Raw genomic sequence first — 5,490 nt, forward strand, 5'->3', positions numbered from 1 at the left:
ACCCGCACCTGACGCTGGAGCGCGGGTATGCGCTGGCCGAGGCGTGGGGAGGCAGCATCGAGGTCGTACCAGGCGGCGGGCACCTCGCCAGTGACGACGGCTTCGGGCAATGGGACCACATCGTGACGGTGATCGAGCGGATTGCCGGACGCATTCTGGAGATCAGGACGTGAACGGCGTGCGCATCCGGCTCGCGGCCGTGCCGAGGCCCGTGTACTTCTACCTCGCCGCCTCCTTCTTCATGGGGCTGGCCAACGCGATCTTCGACACAGTCTTCAACTTCTACCTCGCCGAACGCGGCCTCCACGAGGCCGACGCGGGCGTCATCTACGCCGTCGCAACCGGCGCGATGGCCGTCGCGGTCGTGCCGCTGCTACTGCTGGGACGCTTTGTCTCCCAACGGCATCTGCTGATAGGCGCGGCCATGCTGTACGCGCTCCCGTTTGCCGCGCTGCCGTTCGTCGGCTCGGTCCCGACCGCGGCGATCGTGCTCAGCCTGATTCTCGCCGGGATGCTGGCGCTGCTCTCGGTGGGCAACTCCATCGCCGGCGCGCACGTCTCCGACGGCGCCCGGACCAGGCTGTTCAGCGCATTCTTCATCTGCTACCTCGGCGCGGGGACACTGGGGTCGACGATCGTTTCGCTGGGCACCGAGCGGATCCACACCGACAACCTGACGAAATACCAGATCCTTCTCTTCGCGGCGCTGGCCGCGGCACTGGTGATGCTCGCGCTGCGAATCCCGTCCGCACACGTCACCGCCGAGCCCCCAAAGACGGTCGCGACCGGCGACCGCCAGCCCGGCGAGGCCCGCAATTTGGTCTTCATCTTCATTGCTGCCGGCTTCCTCGGCGCGTCGATCGCGCTGGTTTTCCGGTTCGCGAACGTCGTGTTCTCCCAGGCGTACGGGCTTCCAGTAAGCGAGATCTCGTTGATCCTCGGCGTAGACAAGCTCGTCAGCATCGTCGGCGCCATCTTCGCGCCGCTGGTGGTCAAGCGCTTCTCGCTACGGCCAAGCGCCGCGATGATCGGCGTGTTCGTGGTGATCGGGCTGCTGCTGCAGTCGCTGGTTATCCCGCTGACGCTGTTCGTCGTGCTGTACCTGGCCCGGCTGTTGCTCAACTACGGCCTGATGCCGCTGCTGGACACGCTCGCCGTCGCGGGCTTCGCGCGGCCGCGGCAGCTCGTGTCGATCAGTCTGCGGCAGTCCTCGTTCTACCTCGGCGGTGCGGTCGCCGCCGCGGTCTACGGCGCGCTGCTCGACGGCGGCCGCTGGCAGGCCACTCTCTGGGTGTCCGCGGCCTGCGCGCTCGTCGGGTCGCTCACGATGACCCTGGTACGCGACGCCAAGCCCGCACCGGTGCCCGTGGAAGAGACCAAGTCCTTGGAGGCCGCATGACACTCGTCATCGTCGACCCGTTTTCCAGCGGCGCCGTCTTCGCGCGTCGCGCTCGTGAACTCTACGGCATCGACTCGATCGCCGTAATCACCTCCACCGCCCTGCCGGCCAGCGTCACCCGCAGCTACGTACCGGGCGACTTCGTCGGCGAGGTGACGTTCACCGATGTCCCGGAGACCGTCGCAGCGGTCGAGAAGCTCTGTGGTGGCAAGCCGAAGTACATCCTCTGCGGGTCGGAGCCCGGCGTGGAGGTGTTCGACACCCTCGCCACGCACTGGGACCTGCGGCCCAACTCCGGCGAGTCGGCGGCGCGCCGGGACAAGTTCCTCATGCAGCGCCGCCTGGCCGACGCGGGTGTCCGCCACATCCCGCACCACCAGGGCTCGAACACGAAGTCCATTGTGGACTGGTGTGCGTCCAGCGGGCTGGCGGAGTTCGTCGTAAAACCGGTACGTTCGTTCGGCACCGACGGCGTGTTCTTCTGTTCCAGCCTCGAAGAAGTCCGCGTCGCATGCGACAAGCTGTTCGGGCGCTCCGACTTCTCCGGAAAGACGATCAACGACCTGCTCGTCGAGGAACGGCTGATCGGTCCTGAGTTCGTCGTCGACTCGGTCTCGCTGGACGGCACGCACTTCGTCGTGAACATGTTCCGGTACGCCAAGGAGACCGTGCACGGGTCGCCGGTGTACCGGACGATGTCGTCGGTCGAGGTCGGCGAGTATCCCGAGATCGTCGAATACGTCAGGCAGGCGCTCACCGCGCTGGGTATCGACCACGGGCCCGCGCACAGCGAGATCATCGTGACCGCGGAGGGCCCGACGCTCATCGAGACCGGCGCCCGGATGCACGGCGGCCAAGGTCCCAAGCTCGTCGAGGCGTCGTCGACGCATTCGCTGATCGACCTGGCGCTCGCATCCCGCGTGGCGCCAGAGGTGTTCCACCTCGTGACGCAGACGCAGCCGAAGCTGCACAAGGGCGTCGTAGAGTGTTTCCTCAGCTCCGCCCGGAAAGGCGTGGTCCGGGCGAACCGCGTGCGCGAGCTCTGCGGTGAGCTGGACAGCTTCCTGTTCGACACCTGCGGCCAAGTCCCCGGCGATCATGTCCCGAAGACAACCGACTTGATCACATCCTACGGCCGGGTGGTCCTCGCCAACGCCGACCTCGAGAGGCTGAAGCGCGACACCGAGCACGTACTCGACTTGGACGACCGCTGCGCCCTCCTCGTACTCGAGGACTAATGCCAAGGCCGTGAGGTTTGGCGATTATGGTGGCCGCCGGCACGGCACGAGGGGGCTGAGTGATGACGGCGTCGAATCCGTTGGTGGCGAGGAAGCAGGACTCGACCACCGGTACTGGACGCACTTGATGCACGCGAGCGTGGTAACAGCCATTAGCCGAACACCGGGCCGGTTCACTGCCGTGGGCTGGTCGGATGCCGGCCAGCCAACTCACGACCGCAGGGTCACCAGGGTGAGGGCAGGCCGGCTCGGCGGGCCAGCGTGATCAACTGGTCGGGGTCGAGCCGGTAGACGTCGGCGGGGGCCGAGCGGTCGAGGGCGCGGACATTCGTCTCGAACCAGCGCGGCTGTCCGTTGTGGACGACCAGCAGCCCAGTACTGGTCGGCGCGGGCACGAGGACGGTGTCGCGCGGGTCGGCGCCGTAGGCGTAGAAGCGGCCCGGCCACTGGTCGGCCGTGGTGCCGTCGAGCCGCCGGGCGATCAGCGCGCACACGTCGGCGGCGGTGGGGCCGGGGACATCGGATGCGGACCGGGCGTGGTCGCTCATGGGGATGCTGGCTCCGTTCTTGTCGGCCGCCAACGGCTGTTGACGGCGGCGCGGGTTCGGGGTTGTCTGCCGTGGGCGATGACGGTGGTGAATGGCGCATATAGGACCTCCCGGCCGCCGGGGAATCGCCGGTCGAGGAGGCGGACGGCCGGGAGGGTTCGGCGGAACATGCGTTGCCCTGGGAGCGCGTCAGCTCTCGATAGGGATCACCTGCCTTTCGGGTTTCGTCGGCGTCTCAACCCCTCACGACACGTGTCGCAGCGCCGCGAGGGGGAGCACGGGCCGGTCCTCCCCCGGCTGGACCTTCGGCAGGTAGCCAGTCGGGCAGTCGTCCACCGACCACCGCACCTGCTGGAACGGCGCATCGCGGTCGGTGGCCGGCCACGCCAGCCGGGTCGGGAAACCTTCGGCCGCGATCCGCCGGATCAACTCCGCCACCGTGACGCCCCACTCGTTACCGGGCCGGTCGACGTGTTGGCCCGCCATGTCATACCTCCCGATCCGGGAGGGAGATGAGGATCGGGATGACCTTCTCCGGTCGTCCTTCGACGTTGAGCATGAACTCGCCGGCCCGTTCGCCGACCAACCACGCCCGCGCGACCACCACACGCTCATGCGAGACGATCCGCACCACGTCCATGTGGCTGCCCTCCACAATCCGGACGCCCTGAATGGCCGTGACCTCGCCGGATCGGCCACGCTTGTGGCGGAACACCCACCCGCTGTCCGCCCGCTCGCACAACGCCAACAGCGGCTCCAGCACCGGGTACTCCACCACCGCCGAGTACGGGTCGAGGGCGTGGCCGGCGCCCGGCGGCCACATGGCCACAACGGCACCGGCTCCCTGCATCACCGGCAGCTCTGGCAGTATGTGTTGGTCTGACATGGCGCCTCCGCGCTCGGCCATTGGTAGCTACTCGCGCAGCCCGATCAGGCTTGGTTGCCAACCACCTTCGCCGGTTGCCAGAATGAACCACCAGTGCTCTTATTGAGTGATCGACTGCTCCGATCACCCGGTAGGATGGTGTTTCATGGGTGCAACCGCCGACACGCCGCGAGCCAAGGCTCTGTGCGCCGCCTTACGGGAGGCGCGCCTCGCCAGCGGCATCGGCTTGCGCGAGTTAGCACGCAAAATTCAGATCAGCCACACCGATCTGTCCTTGTGGGAAAATGGCCGCCGTGTTCCGCGGCTGGAATCCGTCGTGATGGTCCTCACCGCCATTGGCACGCCAGCGACTGAAAGAAACCGAATCGTCGAGCTAGCACGTATAACGTGCGCGAGCGGAACTGGCTCACGGTCGGCGTCGAGGGCATCTCGCATGAGTTGGCCGGGGTAATCGAATGCGAGCGCTCGGCAACCGCGATCACCGAGTGGTCACCGGGGATTGTTCCAGGACTGCTCCAGGTTCCGGAATATACCCGGGCAATCATGCAGTCGGCCGGCATAAAGCAGGACGACATCGATATCCGCGTGATGGTCCGATCCGGCCGCTGCGAGGTAATTACTCGCCATGACCCCGTGGACTACGTCGCGTTACTCGACGAGGCCGCGCTCTACGAGACCATCGGGTCGGTTCCGGTCAGGGAGCACCAGCTTCACCATCTGCGCGAAATTGCCGAACGGTCCAACATCGCGGTGCAGATCGTGCCGGCACGCATTGGCTGGCATCCCGGACTGGCCGGCCCATTCGTGCTGTACGACTTTCCCGATACGCCCTCTGTTGTCTACCTTGAACACTACAGCTCTGCCGCATTCATTCCCCACAAGCACGAAGTCGAACGATACCGCAAGGCGGCAGACAAGCTGCGCGCCATTGCGATGAATGCCGCCGACTCGTCCGCCTTTATCTCCAAGGTGATCGAGGAATTGGAGGATTCCCGTGAATAACCGTTGGCGGAAGTCTCGCCGTTCACATCCGGAGCAGAATTGCGTCGAGATCGCCGCCACACTAGATGCGATCCGGGACAGCAAGAACCCCACTGGCGAGGTGCTACGCGCAGACGTAGCCGCCCTCGTCCGTGCCATCAAGGCCGGCAAGTTCGCCCGCTGAACGGACCCACCAGGACCCCCGGGTGACCGCACCGGGGGTCCTGGTCTCCGCAACTCGTCCTTAGCCCGCCCCGTTCGCGTGAGCCACGCAACGGGAGGATGTTCCGCAAAGGTTCCCCCTACGGTCGGCAGGTCCACTACACTCCCCCGCGACGCAGGGTAGGCAGTTTTCCTACGGGGGTCCGCGTGGATCGATTAGTGGTCGACTTTGCGGCACTACAAGATGCCACCGATTCGCTCACAAGCCATATCGAT

Annotated in this window: 9 protein-coding genes; 6 read left to right on the forward strand and 3 right to left on the reverse strand. The window is 66.2% G+C overall.

Going from position 1 to position 5,490, the window contains the following annotated elements; all coding sequences use genetic code 11:
- Positions 1-14: 14 nt before the first annotated feature.
- From FFT21_RS30850 to FFT21_RS27925, 3 genes are read left to right on the forward strand one after another with little or no spacing between them, the layout of a single operon-like run.
- The gene (locus FFT21_RS30850; RefSeq protein ID WP_225978835.1) at positions 15-173 is read left to right on the forward strand and encodes an alpha/beta hydrolase; all 159 of its coding nucleotides are present in this window, start codon (positions 15-17) and stop codon (positions 171-173) included.
- On the forward strand, positions 170-1,399 hold the full coding sequence (locus FFT21_RS27920; protein WP_225978832.1) for an MFS transporter: 1,230 nt from the start codon (positions 170-172) through the stop codon (positions 1,397-1,399). The genes FFT21_RS30850 and FFT21_RS27920 overlap by 4 nt, the downstream gene beginning before the upstream one ends.
- Positions 1,396-2,637 carry an ATP-grasp domain-containing protein gene (locus tag FFT21_RS27925; protein WP_137816899.1) on the forward strand — a complete coding sequence of 414 codons (1,242 nt, stop codon included), beginning with the start codon at positions 1,396-1,398 and terminating at the stop codon, positions 2,635-2,637. The genes FFT21_RS27920 and FFT21_RS27925 overlap by 4 nt, the downstream gene beginning before the upstream one ends.
- 224 nt (positions 2,638-2,861) lie before the next feature.
- On the opposite strand, the gene FFT21_RS27930 is transcribed toward FFT21_RS27925, so the two are convergent.
- The 3 genes from FFT21_RS27930 to FFT21_RS27940 form a co-directional block, all read right to left on the reverse strand.
- Positions 2,862-3,185, reverse strand: coding sequence for a hypothetical protein (locus FFT21_RS27930; protein WP_137816900.1), 324 nt, complete (start codon positions 3,183-3,185; stop codon positions 2,862-2,864).
- Positions 3,186-3,428: 243 nt separating this feature from the next.
- Complete coding sequence (locus FFT21_RS27935; RefSeq protein ID WP_137816901.1) at positions 3,429-3,671, reverse strand: hypothetical protein; 243 nt, start codon at positions 3,669-3,671, stop codon at positions 3,429-3,431.
- A gap of 1 nt (position 3,672) precedes the next feature.
- Positions 3,673-4,071 (reverse strand): hypothetical protein, encoded by a 399-nt coding sequence (locus tag FFT21_RS27940; protein ID WP_137816902.1) that lies wholly within the window; start codon positions 4,069-4,071, stop codon positions 3,673-3,675.
- A 145-nt stretch (positions 4,072-4,216) separates the two neighbouring features.
- Here FFT21_RS27940 and FFT21_RS30165 point away from each other — a divergent pair, with 145 nt between their 5' ends.
- The 3 genes from FFT21_RS30165 to FFT21_RS27950 are packed head-to-tail and all read left to right on the forward strand — an operon-like array spanning position 4,217 to position 5,236.
- Positions 4,217-4,522: a helix-turn-helix domain-containing protein gene (locus FFT21_RS30165; RefSeq protein WP_225978833.1), complete on the forward strand. Its 306-nt coding sequence runs from the start codon at positions 4,217-4,219 to the stop codon at positions 4,520-4,522.
- Positions 4,459-5,073, forward strand: a complete 615-nt coding sequence (locus FFT21_RS27945; protein WP_225978834.1) for a DUF5753 domain-containing protein — start codon at positions 4,459-4,461, stop codon at positions 5,071-5,073. The genes FFT21_RS30165 and FFT21_RS27945 overlap by 64 nt, the downstream gene beginning before the upstream one ends.
- Complete coding sequence (locus tag FFT21_RS27950) at positions 5,066-5,236, forward strand: DUF397 domain-containing protein (protein ID WP_137816903.1); 171 nt, start codon at positions 5,066-5,068, stop codon at positions 5,234-5,236. Before FFT21_RS27945 ends, FFT21_RS27950 begins: the two co-directional genes overlap by 8 nt.
- Positions 5,237-5,490: the final 254 nt, after the last annotated feature.

Source organism: Gandjariella thermophila, from assembly GCF_005405885.1.
GTDB lineage: Bacteria > Actinomycetota > Actinomycetes > Mycobacteriales > Pseudonocardiaceae > Gandjariella > Gandjariella thermophila.